This is a genomic window from Malonomonas rubra DSM 5091 (assembly GCF_900142125.1).
GTDB lineage: Bacteria > Desulfobacterota > Desulfuromonadia > Desulfuromonadales > Geopsychrobacteraceae > Malonomonas > Malonomonas rubra.
Window position 1 is genome coordinate 160,364 of record NZ_FQZT01000004.1, and the last position, 16,503, is coordinate 176,866.

At 57.4% G+C, this 16,503-nt stretch carries 10 protein-coding genes; 3 read left to right on the plus strand and 7 right to left on the minus strand.

Going from position 1 to position 16,503, the window contains the following annotated elements:
* Positions 1-23: 23 nt before the first annotated feature.
* Positions 24-515, minus strand: a complete 492-nt coding sequence (gene moaC / locus BUB13_RS07560; RefSeq protein WP_072907477.1) for a cyclic pyranopterin monophosphate synthase MoaC — start codon at positions 513-515, stop codon at positions 24-26.
* Between the two features lie 15 nt (positions 516-530).
* Entirely contained in the window at positions 531-1,886 is a 1,356-nt protein-coding gene (gene radA, locus BUB13_RS07565; protein ID WP_072907479.1) for a DNA repair protein RadA, read from the minus strand.
* Between the two features lie 168 nt (positions 1,887-2,054).
* Between radA and BUB13_RS07570 the strand changes: the two genes are divergently transcribed.
* Entirely contained in the window at positions 2,055-2,348 is a 294-nt protein-coding gene (locus BUB13_RS07570) for a J domain-containing protein (protein WP_072907481.1), read from the plus strand.
* A 102-nt stretch (positions 2,349-2,450) separates the two neighbouring features.
* Here the strand turns inward: BUB13_RS07570 and BUB13_RS07575 are convergent, their stop codons facing one another.
* From BUB13_RS07575 to BUB13_RS07595, 5 genes are all read right to left on the minus strand, one after another.
* Positions 2,451-3,389, minus strand: coding sequence for an alpha-E domain-containing protein (locus tag BUB13_RS07575; RefSeq protein WP_072907483.1), 939 nt, complete (start codon positions 3,387-3,389; stop codon positions 2,451-2,453).
* 2 nt (positions 3,390-3,391) lie between these two features.
* Positions 3,392-4,885: a circularly permuted type 2 ATP-grasp protein gene (locus BUB13_RS07580; protein ID WP_072907485.1), complete on the minus strand. Its 1,494-nt coding sequence runs from the start codon at positions 4,883-4,885 to the stop codon at positions 3,392-3,394.
* Between the two features lie 69 nt (positions 4,886-4,954).
* Entirely contained in the window at positions 4,955-5,845 is an 891-nt protein-coding gene (locus BUB13_RS07585; protein WP_072907487.1) for a transglutaminase family protein, read from the minus strand.
* Positions 5,842-8,421: a circularly permuted type 2 ATP-grasp protein gene (locus BUB13_RS07590; protein WP_244151845.1), complete on the minus strand. Its 2,580-nt coding sequence runs from the start codon at positions 8,419-8,421 to the stop codon at positions 5,842-5,844. The genes BUB13_RS07585 and BUB13_RS07590 overlap by 4 nt, the downstream gene beginning before the upstream one ends.
* A 45-nt stretch (positions 8,422-8,466) precedes the next feature.
* Complete coding sequence (locus tag BUB13_RS07595; RefSeq protein ID WP_072907489.1) at positions 8,467-11,844, minus strand: transglutaminase family protein; 3,378 nt, start codon at positions 11,842-11,844, stop codon at positions 8,467-8,469.
* A gap of 273 nt (positions 11,845-12,117) precedes the next feature.
* Between BUB13_RS07595 and BUB13_RS07600 the strand changes: the two genes are divergently transcribed.
* On the plus strand, positions 12,118-14,628 hold the full coding sequence (locus BUB13_RS07600; RefSeq protein ID WP_244151846.1) for a TIGR03960 family B12-binding radical SAM protein: 2,511 nt from the start codon (positions 12,118-12,120) through the stop codon (positions 14,626-14,628).
* A gap of 236 nt (positions 14,629-14,864) precedes the next feature.
* Positions 14,865-16,370 (plus strand): Rne/Rng family ribonuclease, encoded by a 1,506-nt coding sequence (locus BUB13_RS07605; protein WP_072907491.1) that lies wholly within the window; start codon positions 14,865-14,867, stop codon positions 16,368-16,370.
* The last annotated feature ends 133 nt before the right edge of the window (positions 16,371-16,503 follow it).

Sequence of the window (16,503 nt, forward strand, 5' to 3'; positions counted from 1 at the left end):
GTTAATTGTTCCAAGTTAATTGCTCAGTTGTTCAGCTCCGGACGGACGAAAGTTCCGCTGCGGCCGCCGCTCTTTCTCAGCAGACGGATCTGGCCGATTTCCATCTCCTTGTCAATCGCTTTGCACATGTCGTAGATGGTCAACGCGGCAATGGAAACAGCCGTCAGTGCTTCCATCTCGATGCCGGTTTGCCCGGTAACTTTTGTCAGCGCTCCGATGTGGACAATACCCTTTTCAGGTTCGCACTCGAAATCGACTTCAACCGATGTAATCGGCAGCGGGTGGCACAGCGGGATCAGGTTGGAGGTCTGCTTAGCGCCCATGATTCCTGCGAGACGGGCGACCGCCAGCACATCCCCTTTTTTCATCGTGTTGTCGAGGATTTTTTTCAGCGTGGCCGGGTTCATTTTGACTTCTCCGGCCGCCAGTGCTTCCCGCTTGGTGATCGCTTTATCGCCGACATCAACCATAATAGCTTTGCCGTCGGCATCAAAATGGGTCAATTCATCAGGCATCTGTTCTCTCTTTTCTTAAATGAAAATCGCGTCCAGCGCTTCGCTGGCGTGACGCACGCCGATCAACTGCATCCCTTTCGGCGCATCCAGGTTTTTCAGACTGCTCTGTGGCAGAACGCAGCGGTTGAAACCGAGCCGGCTCGCCTCTTTCACTCGCAGTTCCGGTTGCGAAACAGCACGGACTTCGCCGGTCAGGCCGACTTCACCGAACAGCACTGTTTGTGGGTCGACCACTTTATTCAAATGGCTCGAAGCCAGCGCAGCAATGGCGCCGAGATCGACCGCCGGTTCGTCCAGCCGGACGCCGCCGGCGACGTTGAGAAAGATATCCTGTCCGGCGATCGATAGCTCGACCTTTTTTTCCAGAATCGCCACTAGCAGGCCGACCCGTTTATGATCGAGGCCGATAGCGGTTCGTTGCGGTGTGCCGAAGGAGCTGCTGGAAACCAGCGCTTGCAACTCGACCAGGATCGGCCGGCTGCCTTCCAGTGAAGGAACGACAACTGATCCGGCGCTCTTCTCCGGCCGCTCGGCGAGAAACAGCTCCGAGGGGTTGCTCACTTCGCGCAGACCCTGCTCCTGCATCTCGAAGACGCCGATCTCGTTGGTCGAGCCGAAGCGGTTTTTCACCGCGCGCAGAATCCGGTAGGGGTGTCCGGGATCGCCTTCGAAGTAGAGGACCGTGTCGACCATGTGTTCAAGCACCCGCGGTCCGGCGATGGCGCCGTCCTTGGTGACGTGACCGACGAGAAAGGTCGGCAGTCCGTCGCCCTTGGCCTGGATCATCAACTGACCGGTGCATTCGCGCACCTGGCTGACGCTGCCGGGGGCGGACTCGATACTGCTGGTGAAGATGGTCTGGATCGAGTCGATGACGAGAAAATCGGGCTTCAGCTCTTTGATCCGCGCCTTGATCTGTTCCAGCGAGGTTTCTGCCAGCAGGTAAAGATTATCGGTATTGACGCCGAGCCGTTCGCCGCGCAGTTTGACCTGCCGCGCCGATTCCTCAGCAGTGACGTAGAGGGCGGTGCCCTGTTTTGCCAGCTGGTCAGTCGCTTGCAGCAGCAGGGTCGATTTGCCGATGCCGGGGTCGCCTCCAACGAGGATCAGCGAACCGGGCACTACGCCGCCGCCGAGGGTCCGGTCGAGCTCGCCGATACCGCAGCGCAGGCGATCCTCCTCGCGGCTGGTGATTTCAGAGAATTTCTGCGGCTTGCCTGGAGCAGCGAGGGCGCGGCTGTGGTTAGTCTGCTCGACCGGCTGCTCCTCGATCAGGGTGTTCCACTGGTTGCAGTCGGGACACTTGCCGAGCCATTTCGGGCTTTGAAAGCCGCACTGGGTGCAGCTGAAAACGGTTTTTTTTCTGGCCACTGCCGCTCCGTTGAGATCGGTTTCTAAAAGTCAAAACAAGCGGTTATCCTATGCCGAAAAAGCTGAAACTGTCAATTGATGTGGCTGCCCCTTTTGTCCGATTTTTTTCTGGGGTATACTGCCTGCCGTTGAGATCCCTTGTCACGGAAAATTTGCCTCGGAGGGTTTATGACTTTCGATGATCTGCAGGCTGCGCTGGATGAATTCGATCTGTCGTCGCAGACGAGCTGGAAGAAAATCAAGGCACGGCATCGTGAGCTGGTGCGCCGTTATCATCCTGATAAAGGTGAACAGGCTGATCCGGACAGGATCCGCCGCATAAACGCGGCTTACAAAATTCTCAGCACCTACGTTGGCGATTACCGTTTCGATTTTTCCCGCGAGCAATTTCTGGATCAGTATCCTGAGGAGCGGTTGCGAGAGCAGTTCTGGAGTGAGAAACTCTGGGGCGACGATATTTGATAAAAAGCGGAGTAGTTTTCGAGGGCAGGTTCTAGACTTGTCACCGGTGAGCAATTTCAGGGCCTCCTGCCAAGCGGGAGGCCCTGATTGTTTTCTAAAGAACTAGGGGCTGAAAAAATTGTTCTGGACCGCAGCGCCGACCTCGTTGATCCGGGTCTGGGTCTGATCGAGATACTCGTGCAGGCCGATCTCGAAAACTTCGTCCAGCGAGCCGAAATTGAATTCGGCCAGCAGCCGTCCCAGTTTCTGCTCCGCTTTATTGGCAAAGGTGCCACGCGGGCTGCCGGTAATGTTGTTCATCGAGATGATGGCGGTCACGATCGAATAATGCACTGCCCGCGGAAAGCGCGGATCGAGCAGGAGGAATTCGACGATCTTGTCAGGGTTTATTCTGCCGTGGCGCTTACGATACATCTCGAAAGCACTGGCTGAGCGCAACAGCGCCCCCCAAAGCAGGTTGTCGTAGGAACTGCCGACATAATCGACCGAAGGCAGCAGAATATAGTATTTCACATCTAGAATCCGGGTGGTTTTATCCGCCCGCTCGAGCATCCGTCCCATCCGCCCGAAATGCCAGCCTTCTCCGTGATCCATGGTGGAATCGGTGATGCCGATAAAGGTGTGGCTGGCGGTCATGATATCGACGAAGAATTGGTGCGGCAGATCCATCGAGGTGTCTCTGGCTGCTGAATTGATCATCAAATAGAAGGTGTTGATCTGCTCCCACATTTCTGAACTGATGTATTCACGCACCGAACGGGCATTTTCCCGCGCCGCCCGGACACAGGAGTAGATCGAGTTGGGGTTGTTACGGTCGAAGACTAGGAACTCGATACTGTTCTCCTGATTGGCCTCGCCGTACAGCTCGGCAAACAGTTCGTGGTCACCAGTGGTGTTGATCAGCGGTTGCCACTGGGTGCTGGCGCTGTCAGGGATGTCGAGGGTCATGTGATAGTTGGCGTCGATAAAACGAGCGACGTTTTCTGCTCGTTCGATATAGCGATTCAGCCAGTAGATGGAATTGGCGACACGACTTAACATGGTTATCCCTCCTGGCTCTGCGACTGTTCCGACAATGTCGATTCCGGCGAACTTCCGCCCTCGTGGTTCAGGACCCAAGTGTCTTTGCTGCCTCCACCTTGAGATGAATTGACCACCAGCGACCCTTTTTTCAGCGCGACCCGGGTCAAGCCACCCGGCAACACGTAAGTGCTTTTGGCGCCGAACAGAATATAGGGGCGCAGGTCGACGTGCCGGCCTTCGAAATGATCGTCCATCAGCACCGGAACCCGTGACAGCGCCAGCGTCGGCTGAGCGATGTAGGTGCGCGGCTTGGCCTTGATCCGGGTAGCGAATTCCGCCCGTTCGGCGGCCGTCGCGTGCGGCCCGATCAGCATGCCGTAACCGCCCGATTCGTTGACCGCCTTGACAACCAGTTTGTCGAGATTCTCCAGCACGTACTTGCGATCATCCTCGCGCCAGCAGGCGTAGGTCGGAACATTGTTGATGATCGGGTCTTCGCCCAAGTAATACTTGATGATCTCCGGCACATAGGCATAAACAGCTTTATCATCAGCGACCCCGGTTCCCGGAGCATTCGCCAGCGCGACTTTGCCTTTGCGGTAGGCTTTCATCAGGCCGGGGACCCCGAGCAGGGAGTCGGGCCGGAAAGCTTTCGGATCCATGAAATCGTCGTCAACCCGGCGGTAGATGACATCGACCCGCTCAAGCCCCTTGGTGGTGCGCATCATCACTTCTCCGCGATGCACCACCAGGTCGCCTCCTTCAACCAGCGGCACACCCATCTGCTGGGCCAGGAAGCTGTGCTCAAAGTAGGCGGAATTGTAAATGCCCGGCGTCCAGACCACCACCACCGGGGCGCGTACACCGGGAGGCGCCATCTCCTGCAGCATCTCCAGCAGGCGGCTTGGATAGTCGGTCACCGGCTGCACGCTGCAGGCGTCGAAGACCATCGGGAAGGTCCGTTTCATGATCAGCCGGTTCTCCAGCACATAGGAGACACCGGACGGGCAGCGCAGGTTGTCTTCCAGCACGAAGAACTCGCCGGAGCCGTCACGCACCAGATCGGTTCCAGTGATGTGACACCAGATCCCGCAGGGTGGTTCGACACCGATGCAGGCCTCGCGGAAGCCATCAGCCGACAGCACAAGATCTTTCGGGATGACGCCATCCTTGATGATCTTCTGCGCGTTGTAGATATCGTCGATGAAAGTATTCAGCGCGTTAATCCGCTGTTTCAGACCTTTTTCCAAGACATCCCATTCAGAGGCCTGGACAATGCGTGGAACGATATCGAAAGGAAAAATCTTCTCAGTCTGCGCCTCGTCACTGTACACGTTGAAGGTAATTCCCAGATTCAACAGGGCGTGTTCGGCGGCTTTCTGCCGGCGCTGCAGCTCCGTCTCCGGCAAACCATTGATCCGCTCGATCAGCAGGTCGGCGCCTGCCCGTGGTTTTCCTGCGGGGTCGAACAGCTCATCGTAAAAACCTTCAGTGTCATAACCGTCAAATCTCATGGACTTTCCTCCGATACAGAAAATTTTGCCAGCACTCAAAGCATAGCAAAGACCTACATGGGGGCAAAATTACGTTGGCATTTCGCTCACTCGTTCGACATCGACCGAAACCTGCACGCTGTGCTCACCGCCGCCGAGTGCGACTCCGCGCAGGGGTGATACATCATCGAAATCACGCCCCCAGGCGACCGTGACATGCTGGTCGGCAATCAGTTGATTATTCGTCGGGTCGAAATCGAGCCAGCCCGCATCGCCGGTAAAAACTGAGAACCAGGCATGCGAGGCGTCGGCACCGACCAGTCGCGGCTGTCCCGGTGGCGGCAGGGTTTCGATGTAACCACTGACATATCGTGCCGGCAGCCCGAGTGAGCGCAGACAGGCGACCCCCAGGTGAGCGAAATCCTGACAGACGCCCTGGCGTGTTTTCAACACCTGCGAAAGAGGGGTCGCCACCGTGGTGACGCCCGGCTGATAGGTGAAATCCTGATAAATGCGGCTCATCAGGTCCATGGCCGCGTCTGCCAACGGCCTTCCGTTCGGAAATGATGGCCGGGCATAGTCGCTTAGCGCCGATGATGATCCTGCCAGCGGAGAATCGTATAAAAATGGCAATGCCGCCAGGATTTCAGGGCTTTTGTTGCTGCGCAACTGGGGGATCAACTGGTCCCAGCTGTTTCGGTTGGCTGCGGCGAAGCGTTCCGGATCCGTTTTTATCTTGATTTCACTCTTTGCGGTTACCGTCAGCTTTTTGTGTGCGTGCTGCAAGGCAAAATGACTGACGCGGTTCCCGAAGGGATCAAGCCGCTCCCGTAAATCGACCGGTTGTGGGTCGATTTCCAGGGTGCTTATCAGGCAATGCTGCCACGGTGTCTGGCGCGGTAGCAGATAGGCCTGGTTGCGGCACAAGGCGACCGCGTCCTTGTACTCATAGGCGGTTATGTGCGTGACCCTGAATCTCATGAGGCTCTGTCCAAGCGTGCTGAACCGAGCTGTTGCGGGACCAGGCTCGGGCTGAAGTAGAGATTCATCAGCGCCTCGGAAAGCCGCTCCAGCTGATCTTTCTGCTGGGTCAAAAGCTCTTCGAGCAGCGGGTAGCAATCGTTGTTGCGCGACAGTTGGGCAAGCGCTTTCGGTTCTGAACCACGAAGAGTCGCCAGCACCTCGCTGATTAACAGGGTGTCAGGGTCGGCCTGCGATTGTTCCCGTTCGGCTGGCAGCTCTGCAATCATCCGTTCCAACTGGCGCAGCTGGTAGGCCAGCGAACGTGGATAGTTTTCGTCACAGAGCAGCAGCTCCAGAATTGTTGGTAGCTGCATGAAAGAGCGGTAGCGTCGCCGGTAGGTGATCAGGCTGTTACTGTTGGCCAGAACCGTCTCGAACATCTGTGCTTCCATCGATGGCTTGAAATAGGGAACCAGGGTCGCGCGCAGCAGGGCGATCAGGTTGAGGGCTCGTTCCAGGCTGCGCCCGATCTTCAGCAGCAGCCAGTCGGTTTCCCGCGCCATGTTGTCGTTGTTCAGGCCACTGAATGCCGACAGTTGTACCAGTAACTGGTTGATGCTGTCATGCAAGCGGCCGCTGCCGATCTGGGTGATCGAGAAGCGTGGGTTCCAGTTCTGCTGAATGTTATCAACGATCCGCCAGGCATCGGTCGGCAGAAGGTCCCGGACGATGTAGGCCGCCTGGCCGAAGCCGCGCAGGGATGAGCGCAGGCTGCCGGGGCGATCGACATCGCGGGCCAACGACATCAGCTCGGAGCGGGGATCAGCAAGTTTTTTCCTGCCACCTTCACCGACAAAGCCGGGATAGGTCACGGTGACATGAGTTAACGCACGCAGCAGGTGCTCCAGGCTGAGGCGATCGTCCGGGTCGCGGAACTCGCTGTACTCGCGGAACTTGATAAGAATTGAGCGCAGCAGCCTGGCCGTCGCTTCAGAGCGTTCGGCGTAACGCCCGGCCCAGTACAGGTTTTCCGCTGCCCGGCTGGGCAGAGGACCGAGCAGTGGCTCTATCAGCTGGTCTGGTTGGGCCAGCCGCCAGAGATTAACTTCTTTCTTGGGTTCTGCCGTCAAAACCCAGGTGTCTTTGCTGTAGCCGCCGCTTTGTGCCACCAGCAGTTTTGCCTCGTCATCATCGACCCGTGCCAGCCCGCCGGACATGGCGACATAAGAATCGTCTTTGGCTGTCAGGTAGGTGCTCAAAACGCAGGGACGCTCTTCGATTTGTCCGCTGACGAAAGAGGGGGCCGTTGTCAGGCTGGAAATTTCCTGGCCGACAAAAAGATGCGGGTTGGCAATGATCCGCTGGCGCCATTCTGCGAGCTGTGACTCGTTCAGTCGACCCGGGATTGACGCGGGCAGTCCGGGGAGTGGATGGATCGGCCGGATGATCAGTTGGTTGAGGTGCTGCAGCACAAATTCCCGTTCCCGGGGTTGGCCGCACCACCAGGTGGCAACCGACGGCAGGATCAACTCTTCCCCCAGAAGTTCTTTCGCCAGGCTTGGTAAGAATGAGAGTAGTGCAGGGTTCTGCAGGGCACCGCTGCCAATAGCGTTGGCGGTGGCGCAGTTGCCGAGGCGAATCGCTTCGAGCAGGCCGGGAACTCCGAACAGCGAATCGGCACGCAATTCAAGCGGATCACAGAGATCATCGGCCAATCGTTGCAGGATCACATCAACCTGCCGCAGGCCACTGACCGTCTTTAACCAGACACAGCCGTTGCGGACAACCAGGTCGGCTCCCTGCACCAGTGGGCAACCGAGATAGGAGGCGAGGTAGCTGTGTTCAAAATAGAGCGGGTGCTCCGGTCCCGGCGTGAGGACGACAATGGTTGGCTCGGCACGGTTGTGGCGGGCCAACTGCGCCAATCGGTTGCGCAGAGTGCGGAAATACATGGCCAGGCGGTGGACCTGAAAATCCTGAAACAGGCGGGCAAAACTACGGGTCATGACAATCCGGTTTTCCAGCGCGTAGCCGGAGCCGAAGGGAGGCTGGGCAAAATCTTCAAACACCCAGAAACGGCCGTCTTTGCCTTTGGCGAGGTTCGCCGAGTAAAGGTTGAGATATTTCTCTTCGGGGGGGAGTAGCCCGACGCAGGGCCAGAGGAACCCCTTGTGGGTGTAGACCAGTTCCGGCGGCAGTAAACCTTTGGCGAGCAGTTCGCGTGGTCCGTACATGTCATGCAGGATCAGGTTTAGCAGTTCGGCCCGCTGCACCAGACCCTGTTCAACCTGTGCCCAGTCCTCCCGGCCTATGATCAGAGGGATCGGGTCGAACTGCCAGGAACGGGAGGTATCGGACGTTTCGAAATCGTTGAAGGTCGCGCCATTTTCCCGCAGCAGTCGCTGGGCCTCTTTGCGTCGTTTGTCCAAGCGTTTGTTGCCGAGTTTATTCAGCGTCTGTAGCAGCTGGTTATCGTGCGCTGGGCGCGACTGACCCGGCTCACTGGTCTGGTCAAAGCGGCCCAGCTCCCGGGCAAAAGATTGTCCCCCGCTGTGTTGCCGTTGTTCCTGAAACTGTTTTATGTCTGAATTCACGTCGTTCTCACTTAACATCGTTTCTTTGAGAATTTTATCGTAGGCCTAATTCCGTCCGAGGCGCAGGTCGAGGGTGTAGGGGAATTCCGGGTTGCGTTCCTCAAGCGGTGGCTCCATCGGTCCCGGCAGGTTTCCTTCCGGGAAGAACTTGCCGAGGCTCGAGAACTCCGGCTGCGGCTGCAGTGGTCCCTGGGTGTGCTCGGTTACGTGGAACAGGGCATCGCGACGTGCTTCAGCGGTGATTGCGTTGACCGGGAAATCCTCGTAGTTGCGGCCGCCCGGATGCGAAACATGATAGCTGCAGCCACCTATCGAGCGGCCGTTCCAGGTGTCGATGACATCGAACACCAGCGGCGAGTGCGGCTTGATGGTCGGGTGCAGCGCTGAGGGTGGTTGCCAGGCACGGTAACGTACCCCGGCGACGAACTCATCCTTGCGCCCGGTCTGGCGTAGCGGAACCCGGCGGCCGTTGCAGGCGATCACGTGCCGGCCTTCGGTCAGCCCGGTGACGTGCAGCTGCAGACGCTCGACAGAAGAATCGACATAGCGTGAAGTTCCCTGGCTGCCGACCTCTTCGCCGAGCACATGCCAGGGCTCAATGGCGAAGCGCAGCTCCAGCTCGATATCGTCGATCCGGGTGGTGCCGTAACGGGGGAAGCGGAACTCGAAGAACGGATCGAACCAGTCGAGCTGGAACGGATAACCCGCTTCCTGCAGGCTGGCGACGACATCCTGCATGTCTTGGCGGACGAAATAGGGCAGCAAGAAGCGGTCATGCAGGGAGGTTCCCCAGCGCACCAGGTCCTGCTTGTAGGGCTGCTTCCAGAACCAGGCGATCAGGGTGCGCAGCAGCAGGTTCTGCACCAGGCTCATGCGCGCGTGCGGTGGCATCTCGAAGGCGCGCAGTTCGAGCAGTCCCAAGCGGCCGGAGGCGCTGTCGGGCGAATAGAGCTTGTCGATGCAGAACTCGGCGCGGTGGGTGTTGCCGGTGACATCGATCAGCAGGTTGCGCAGCAGGCGATCGACCAGCCATGGTGCCGGCACTTCTCCCTCTGGGACCTGTTGGAAAGCGATCTCCAGCTCGTAGAGCGAGTCGTTGCGGGCTTCGTCGATCCGTGGTGCCTGGCTGGTCGGTCCCATGAACATGCCGGAGAAGAGGTACGAGAGTGCCGGATGATGCTGCCAGAAGGTGACCAGGCTGCGCAGCAGGTCGGGGCGGCGCAGCATCGGGCTGTCGCTCGGGGTCAACCCGCCGAGGGTGATATGGTTGCCGCCGCCGGTGCCGGTGTGGCGGCCGTCGAGCATGAACTTTTCCGTACCGAGGCGGCACTGACGGGCTTCCTCGTAAAGGCGCACGGTGTTGTCGACGATCTCCTGCCAGCTTTCGGCCGGGTGAATGTTGACTTCGATGACGCCCGGGTCGGGGGTGACCGAAAGCCGCTGGATGCGCCAGTCGTGCGGTGGTTCGTAGCCCTCGATGACCACCGGAATTTCCATTTCAGCAGCAGTGGTTTCGATCAGCGCGATCAGGTCGAGGTATTCTTCCAGCCGGCCCAGCGGCGGCATGAAGATATGTAGCCGGCCGTTGCGGGCTTCGACGCAGAGCGCGGTATGGGTCACCTCGACCTGCTGCGGTTCCTTTTCTTCAGTTTCTTTTTCTGCCTTTTCTCTTTGGCTGGCGCTGGTCTGCAGCTCAGGTTCCGGCACCAGTTTACCAGCCCAGAGACCGTGGTAATTGTCCAACTCCGGCAGCGGCTGGAACTGGCTTTGCTCGACAAAGGGCTCGCGCTTCTCCGGCGCTATCCAGGGCAGCGAATCGAGCGGTAATCTCAGTCCCATGGCAGAGTCGCCGGGGATCAGGTACATCTGCTCGCGGCGGAACTCCCAGGGGCTGCTGGTCCAGCAGGACTCGGCCAGATCCCACTTCAGCGGCAGGGCGTAGCCGACCGGATCGCCCAAACCTTTTTGCAGCACCTGCGCCAGAGTACGTCGCTCCGAGGAGTCTTTCAGGCTGGCCTTCTCAGAGTCCAGGTTGGCCGGCACCGAGCCTTCTTTCCAGAGCCAGTAGAGGGTGTCCTCGTAACCGGGCACCAGATAATCGTTGCCGATGCCGAGGGCCTGTACCAGCTGCCCGGCGAACTTTTGCGCATCCTTGTGGGTGACCTGATAGTCCTTGTTGATATCGGCCAGCAGCTTGGGATCCTGCCAGATCGGTTGTTTGTCTTTGCGCCAGAAGCAGCCGTTGGCCCAGCGTGGCAGTGGTTCGCCCGGGTACCATTTGCCCTGGCCGAAATGCAGCAGCCCGCCGACGGTGAAGGCATCGCGCAGGCGCAGGGTCAGATCGTAGGCCAGTTCCCGCTTGTGTTCCCCATCGGCGCTGACGTTCCACTGCGCGCTCTCCATATCGTCGATGGAAACGAAGGTCGGCTCGCCGCCCATGGTCAAGCGCACATCCCCGGCGACGAGTTCCTCGTCAACCTGCTGACCGAGGGCGTTGATCAGGTCCCACTGTTCGTCACTGTAGGGTTTGGTGACCCGAGGATCTTCGTGAATTCGACTGACTTTGTTGCTGTGTTCAAACTCGACCTCGCATTTGTCCATCGCCCCGGTGACCGGAGCGGCACTGACCGGGTGCGGCGTGCAGGCGAGGGGAATGTGGCCTTCGCTGGCCAACAGGCCAGAGGTCGGGTCGAGGCCGATCCAGCCGGCACCCGGAACATAAACCTCGGTCCAGGCGTGCAGGTCGGTAAAGTCGGTTTCCGGCCCGGAGGGTCCGTCGAGTGATTTTTCATCGGCAGTCAGCTGCACCAGGTAGCCGCTGACAAAGCGCGCCGCCAGGCCGAGATGACGGAAGACCTGCACCAGCAGCCAGGCCGAATCCCGGCAGGAGCCGATTTGACGCTTTAACGTCGTTTCGCAGGTCTGTACCCCCGGTTCCATCCGCACCGAGTAGTTCACGGACTCCTGAACCTGGCGGTTGACCTCAACCAGGAAATCTACGGTTCGTGTTTCACTGCGATCGATCCGCTGTAGCCATTTCTCCAGGCGCGGGCCGGTGACAACTTTCTGCAGATAGGGAGCCAGTTCGGTCTTTTCCTGCTTGCTGTAGGTAAATGGATAGTTTTCGGCATATTCTTCGATGAAGAAATCGAACGGGTTGTAAGCCGCCATGTCGGCGATGACTTCAACCTCGAAGCGGAGCTGCCGGGTCTTCTCCGGAAACACCAAACGCGCCAGGTAGTTACCGAAGGCGTCCTGCTGCCAGTTGAGAAAGTGCTCTTCCGGGAGGACCTTCAGAGAGTAGGAAAGGATCGGTGTCCGACAGTGTGCCGCCGGTCGCAAACGCAAAACATGGGGCGAAAGAGAAACCGGGCGATCAAATTTATAGTCAGTGACGTGATTACAGGCAATACGAATCGGCATAGCTGAGCCCCTGTCTCTGCTGGGGAGAGTGAAATGATGACTAATATAGAAAAGTTTTGTCAATCATAGCATGTTCATTGTTTTCTGATGAATAATTTAGCGGCTAGATTGAGTTTTTGCAGCCTTGGTTGACGGGATTCGATTGAGCGGACGCTCAGTGGTTGCTCGCAGTGGTAGGCGGGCAAGAGAAAAACCTTTTAAATCGCTTGTCTTGATTTTCCGGGGGTGATAATTTAGCCCCCTTTTTGCTTCTTTCCTAAAGAAGGTTGTCCTTTGTCAAAAATTGATCAGACAGAAGCGCTGCTGCAGGTGACCAAACCCTCCCGCTATCTCGGTGGCGAGCTGGGGTCGATTTGTAAGCTGGATGATGGCATCGAGGTGCGGATGGCGTTGGCTTTCCCCGATGTCTATGAAGTCGGTATGAGTCATATCGGTTTCCCGATCCTCTACCATATTCTCAACAGCCTCGACTGGGCCGCGGCCGAGCGGGTTTATTCCGCCTGGCCCGATATGGCGCAGTGGCTGGAGGAGAACAACCAGCCGCTCTGCTCACTGGAGAGCAGCCGGCTTCTGGCCGAGTTTGACATCATCGGCTTCACCCTCCAGTACGAGCTCAGTTACACCAACCTGCTTGGCATGCTGCGGCAGGCAGGCTTGCCGCTTCGGCGCGAGCAAAGAGATGAGTCCGCGCCGCTGATTGTTGTTGGCGGCCCCTGCGCTTACAACCCCGAGCCTCTGGCCGAGTTTTTCGATGTTGCCCTGATCGGTGACGGCGAAGAAGCGATTGTCGAGCTAGCCGCAGCGGTGCGACGCAGCAAACGGGAAAACTGGAGCCGCTTGCAATTGCTGGAGCACCTCTCCGGGATCGAAGGCTTCTACCTGCCGCAGTTTTTCGCTGTCAGTTACAACGACGAGGGGACTGTTGCTGAAATTTCTCCGCGGCGTGATGGCTATGAAAAAGTCGGTCGCCGTTACCTCAACGACTTGGAAACCGCACCCTTTCCAACCCAGCCGATCATCCCTTATATGCAGACGGTCCACAACCGGGTGGCAATGGAGATCGCCCGTGGCTGCACCCGTGGCTGCCGTTTCTGCCAGGCAGGTTATATCTATCGGCCGGTGCGTGAACGCAGCCCGGAAACAATACGCAATCTGATCAACCAGTCGCTGGGAAATTCCGGTTTTGAGGAGATCTCCCTGCTTTCGCTGTCGACCGGCGACTACAGCTGTATCGAAGGCCTGCTTGGCAGTTTGATGGCGGAGCATGCCGCCGACCGGGTAGCTGTGTCTCTGCCAAGCCTGCGGGTCGGTTCGCTGACCGAAGAGCTGATGGAAGAGGTGAAGAAGGTGCGCAAGACCGGCTTCACTCTCGCGCCTGAAGCGGGCAGTGAGCGGTTGCGGGCAGTGATCAATAAAGGGATCAGTGCCGACGATCTGCTCGAAACTACCGGCAACGCTTACCGGCTCGGTTGGCGGCTGATCAAGCTCTACTTCATGATGGGACTGCCGACCGAAACCGACGATGACCTGCAGCAGTTGATCGAACTGGCGACACAGGTCAAGCGAAGTGGCAAGGGGACCGGCGGCAACGATGTGAATGTCGCGGTGTCGACCTTCGTGCCGAAACCGCACACGCCGTTCCAATGGCATGGGCAGATCGATATCGAAGAAACCCGGCGGAAGCAGGAGATGCTGAAAGAAGGGTTGCGCAAAAAAAAGCTGCGCTTCAAGTATCACGAAGCGGAGCTCTCGTTTCTCGAAGGGGTGTTCGCGCGCGGCGACCGGCGGCTGGCAAAAGTTTTGGAGCGGGCCGTCGAACTCGGTTGCCGTTTCGACGGTTGGCGTGAGCATTTTGATTTCGAAAAATGGATGCAGGCCTTCGCCGATTGCGACATCGATCCGTTCTGGTATCTGCGTCAGCGCGATTTTGATGAAGTGCTGCCCTGGGATCATATCGATTGTGGCCTGCCGAAAAGCTTTTTCCGCAGCGAACTGGATAAAGCCCTTGAGGGTGATGCCACACCAGATTGTCGCGACGGCGATTGCCACGCCTGCGGTGTTTGCGATTTCAAAGAACGCAGAATGCGTTTGACCGATTCAGAAGCTGAAAGGCCCGCGCAGCAAGCGGAAGGCGAAAGCGAAGAAGAATTGACCCGCGTCCGCCTGACCCTGACCAAGCAGGGGCGCGCACGCATGGTTGCTCATCTCGAATACCTGGCGATGTTCCAGCGTGCAGTGCGCCGGGCGGGCTTGCCGGTGCGTTTTTCCGGTGGGTTTCATCCGAAACCGAAGGTCTCTTATCTGGAAGCGCTGCCGATGGGTGTTTCTAGCGAAGCTGAGTTGATCGACCTCGAATTGACTCAAAAAATTGATGTTGATCATGTTTTGTCTAGTTTGAATGTTCAACTTCCGGATGGGTTCAAAATAATTGAAGCTAAAGAAATTCCCTGGAAGTCTCTTTCTCCTTCATCTGCGGTCGCTTCCAGCCGCTACCGTGTGCCTTTGCCGGCGAAGTTGCCACTTGACCTGCAAAAACGGATCGAAGCCTTCCTGCAGGCGGAGCAGGTGACCGTTGTGTTGATGAAAAAAGGACGCGAAAAGCAGGTTGATTTGCGCGCCGATGTGCAGGAGATGAGCCTGGTTGATGGTGAGTTGGAGTTGCTGCTGAAAAAGGGCAGCCCGTTGCAAGTTGCCGCTTATCTGCTGGAAATGGAGATCGAAGAAATTCGGCGCTTGCAGGTTCGCAAGATCGGTATTATCCTTAAAAATTCTGCGGAAGAATAATGTTTTTCGCGGATTATGTGAGGGGTTGAGGTTGCACGCGACTTCCCTCTCAAAAACCCAAAACAAGGTTGGCCACCAAGTACACCAAGAAGAGCTCTTTTTAGGGAAAACCCTAGAATTAGGTTCGGACCTTCTTGGTGCTCTTTGTGCCTTGGTGGCAGAGATCTTTATTAGGGTTTCAGATCAAAAAACTTAAAGTTTCGCTTTGAAATATATACAGAATCTGGAGAAAAATTATGCGTAAGGAGTTGGTCATCAGCACCACCTCCCACGAGACCCGTGTGGCTTTGCTCGAAGGCGGTCACATTGCTGAGCTCTATATTGAGCGCGAGCGTGAGAGGGGAATCGTCGGGAATATTTACAAGGGCAAGGTTATCCGTGTGCTGCCTGGCATGCAGGCGGCTTTTGTCGACATTGGGCTGGAGAAAGCGGCCTTTTTGTATGTCGCTGACGTGCTTGATGAAATGGAGCAGGTCGAACGCACCATCGAGGGGGAGGACCCCGGACTTGAGCAGTCGGATGGTAGCGAGTTGGCCACTCTGCCGCCGATCGAGGATCTGCTGAAAGAAGGCCAGGAATTGCTGGTGCAGATTTCCAAGGAGCCGATCGGCACCAAGGGGGCACGCATCACCTCGCATATTTCCCTGCCGGGCCGCCACCTGGTCTACATGCCGACGGTCGATCATGTCGGTATCTCCCGCCGCATCGAATGTGAAGAAGAGCGAGAACGACTTAAAAATGTCGTCGAATCGATGCGCGAGCCGGGCACAGGCTTTATCGTCCGTACTGTCTCCGAAGGCAAAAGCGAGGAGGAGCTGCGCGGTGATATGGAGTTCCTGGTCGGCCTGTGGGACGATCTGAGCAGCAATATCGATGAGCGCAAAGCACCCAGCCTGATCCATTCCGACCTCGACGTCACCAGCAAGGTGCTGCGTGATATCCTGACCGAAGAGATTCAGCGGATCGTTGTCGACAACCAGGAAGAGTACAACAAGATCGTTCGCTTCATTCGCACCTTCATGCCGAAGCTGAACTACTGCATCGAACTCTATGATGGCGACGAACCGATCTTCGACGCCTACGGGCTGGAGGTGGAAATTTCCCGTGCGCTGGGGCGTAAAGTCTGGCTGAAGAGTGGTGGTTCCATCATCATCGAGCAGACTGAAGCGCTGACCGCCATCGACGTCAACACCGGACGCTACGTTGGCAAGCACAACCTCGAGGACACGATTCTCAAAACCAATCTTGAAGCGCTCAAAGAGATCGCTTTCCAGTTGCGGCTGCGCAATATCGGTGGGTTGATTATCATCGACTTTATCGATATGGAGAAAGAGGCGCACCGCGAAAAGGTCCACGCCGCATTGGAAGAGGCGCTGAAGAGCGACAAGAACAAGACCAACATCCTGAAGATTTCCGAGTTGGGCCTGGTCGAGATGACCCGTAAGCGGGTGCGCGAATCGATCGGCCGCACCCTCTGCGAACCCTGCCCTTACTGCGAGGGCAAGGGCTATGTCAAAGGTCAGCTGACCATTATTTACGAAGTATTGCGTGAGCTGCACCGGGAGTTGGCCGATCTGCCCGCCGGCCATGTCACCCTGCTGGCCCATCCCGATATCGCCAGCCTGCTGGTCGATGAAGAGCGTGCCGGAATCGACGAGTTGGAACAGCGCTACGGCCGCCACATCAGCATTAACTCGCGACCCGGTTTCCATATCGAGCAGTACGAGATTGCGGTCGGTTGAGAAACTATTCAGCGCAATCACGACGGGGGCAGAGTTTAACTCTGCCCCCGTTTTTTGTTGAGAACAGGGTAGTTTTATCGAAATGAGCAGCTGGACGTTAACCTTTGTCGGTTCGCGCGTTTTCTGCCCGGCA

Coding starts and splice junctions, on each gene's coding strand:
- moaC (WP_072907477.1), bottom strand. CDS start 515: ATGCCTGATGAATTGACCCATTTTGATGCCGACGGCAAAGCTATTATG.
- BUB13_RS07570 (WP_072907481.1), top strand. CDS start 2,055: ATGACTTTCGATGATCTGCAGGCTGCGCTGGATGAATTCGATCTGTCG.
- BUB13_RS07575 (WP_072907483.1), bottom strand. CDS start 3,389: ATGTTAAGTCGTGTCGCCAATTCCATCTACTGGCTGAATCGCTATATC.
- BUB13_RS07580 (WP_072907485.1), bottom strand. CDS start 4,885: ATGAGATTTGACGGTTATGACACTGAAGGTTTTTACGATGAGCTGTTC.
- BUB13_RS07585 (WP_072907487.1), bottom strand. CDS start 5,845: ATGAGATTCAGGGTCACGCACATAACCGCCTATGAGTACAAGGACGCG.
- BUB13_RS07595 (WP_072907489.1), bottom strand. CDS start 11,844: ATGCCGATTCGTATTGCCTGTAATCACGTCACTGACTATAAATTTGAT.
- BUB13_RS07605 (WP_072907491.1), top strand. CDS start 14,865: ATGCGTAAGGAGTTGGTCATCAGCACCACCTCCCACGAGACCCGTGTG.